The 1631-nt window shown below is 57.4% G+C and carries 4 protein-coding genes; all 4 read right to left on the bottom strand.

Features of this window, described 5'->3' with window-relative positions; all coding sequences use genetic code 11:
- A partial coding sequence (locus WA989_RS10005) for a recombinase family protein (RefSeq protein ID WP_424340357.1) occupies positions 1-381 on the bottom strand: 381 nt, incomplete at its 3' end.
- On the bottom strand, positions 378-878 hold the full coding sequence (locus WA989_RS10000; RefSeq protein ID WP_424340356.1) for a DUF2924 domain-containing protein: 501 nt from the start codon (positions 876-878) through the stop codon (positions 378-380). The genes WA989_RS10000 and WA989_RS10005, both read right to left, overlap by 4 nt.
- Positions 875-1096, bottom strand: coding sequence for a hypothetical protein (locus tag WA989_RS09995; protein ID WP_424340355.1), 222 nt, complete (start codon positions 1094-1096; stop codon positions 875-877). Before WA989_RS09995 ends, WA989_RS10000 begins: the two co-directional genes overlap by 4 nt.
- 253 nt (positions 1097-1349) lie before the next feature.
- Positions 1350-1631 (bottom strand): hypothetical protein (locus tag WA989_RS09990; protein ID WP_424340354.1); only part of this gene is annotated, 282 nt, incomplete at its 5' end.

Here is a 1631-nt window from a genome sequence, read left to right as displayed (position 1 = left end):
ATTAAAAGACTGCGTGACGGATACGAAGGTGACCCCGTGCTTGTCGAAGATCTCGACCAGCTTGGAGAAATCCATTAGCGCGCGGCTGAGGCGGTCGATCTTGTAGACCACGACGATGTCGATCAGCCCATCCTCAATGTCGGCGATCAGGTCCTTCAGCGCGGGGCGTTCCAGCGTGCCACCTGAGAAGCCGCCGTCATCGTATTTATCACGCAGGCAGACCCAACCCTCGGCCTTCTGGCTGGCGATATAGGCCTCGCAAGCCTCCCGCTGGGCGTCGAGGCTGTTGAACTCCATGTCGAGCCCTTCCTCGCTCGATTTGCGGGTGTAGATGGCGCAACGCAGGCGGCGGGGCGGTTGTGGTTGTGTCTGGCGCGTCATTTGCTGATCCTCGGGCGTGGTGTGAAGCCGAAGAACTTCCACCCATTCCAGTTCGCGCCGGTGATGGCCCGGGCTGCGCCGGACAGCGATTTGTACCGGCGACCTTGCCACTCGAAGCCCTTTGGCAGCACCGTGACAGTGTGTTCGACGCCGTTCCATTCCCGGACCAGCTTGGTGCCCGGCATTGGGCGGCGCGGGTCGGACACCATCTGACCGGGTTCACCGGATGCCACCTCGGCCGCCAACGCATCCAGCGACCGCCGCGTGTCGCGACCAATGCCGCCAAGGGCAAGTTCCTGGATCCGGTAGCCGAGCCGCAGCTCGAGATTCTGGCGGCTGGTGTTTGGCGCGGACGCATCAAAGATCGCCGCCCATTTCTCGCGCAGCTCCGGTACGGTCATGGCCTTCAGCACGACCAGGTCCGCCAGGACAGCGTGGCCCTGCGCAGCGCCAAGGCCTGTTCTCTTTCCTGCTGATTTCGTTTTGGTTTTCGTCATTCGTCCTCTCCAACTCGGGTTCGCAACTGGTGACGACGACGGCGAACAAGGGCGAGGATGTCCAGCGAACTGTCTCCGCTGTTCGCAGAATTGTCGTTTATTGTCTGAGGGTTGGCGCGATCCACGGCTGCGGCGAGGATCCGGGCGAGTTCTGCCAATCGCTCATCGGTGGTGAGCGTTTCAGGTGGAGGGGCGAAATTGACGCTGGTGTCGGGCATGGCGGGCGAACCTCAGGAGCTGTTTTGCCCTGTGATGGTCGCTGTGCCAATGGACTTTCAAGTTAAAACAGAGGGTTGTCGTAACACGTCGTGGTTCTTCGCAAGTCATAGCATCCGCTTGAATCACACAAGCCGACAACTGGCTGGTCCCGCTCACAGTCAATTTAGTGGCATCGAAATTTCGCCCAAGTATCGTCTCTGCCTGCGCAACACCGCCCAGTCTGTGAAAATTTCGCGGTAGAACTAACTAAGGTTAAAAACACAAAAAATCATACTCGCCACGATGGCTTTGTAGTATATCGGTTGCAGTAAGACTATCGGCAGTTTGAGCGACAAACGGCGGCTCATCCCATCTGTACCCGTCTGGTAATTTTACTTTCGCCAATTGCTCACTGAGTTCCGCGGAAATTACTTGAACATCGACCTCACGATCAGCGGCCGGAAGTAAGATAGCAATCACTGCCAGAGTCTTTTCTGGCGATTCCCAATTTGGAAGAACTCTGAAACGTATCTGATGAATTGAACGGTACACTTT

Origin of the sequence: Henriciella sp., assembly GCF_049649345.1 — a bacterium.
Classification (GTDB): domain Bacteria; phylum Pseudomonadota; class Alphaproteobacteria; order Caulobacterales; family Hyphomonadaceae; genus Henriciella.
This window is presented reverse-complemented; position numbering and strand designations above follow the sequence as displayed.

Excerpts from the sequence above, each read along its gene's own strand:
- WA989_RS10000 (WP_424340356.1), bottom strand. The coding sequence starts at position 878 with ATGACGAAAACCAAAACGAAATCAGCAGGAAAGAGAACAGGCCTTGGC.
- WA989_RS09995 (WP_424340355.1), bottom strand. The coding sequence starts at position 1,096 with ATGCCCGACACCAGCGTCAATTTCGCCCCTCCACCTGAAACGCTCACC.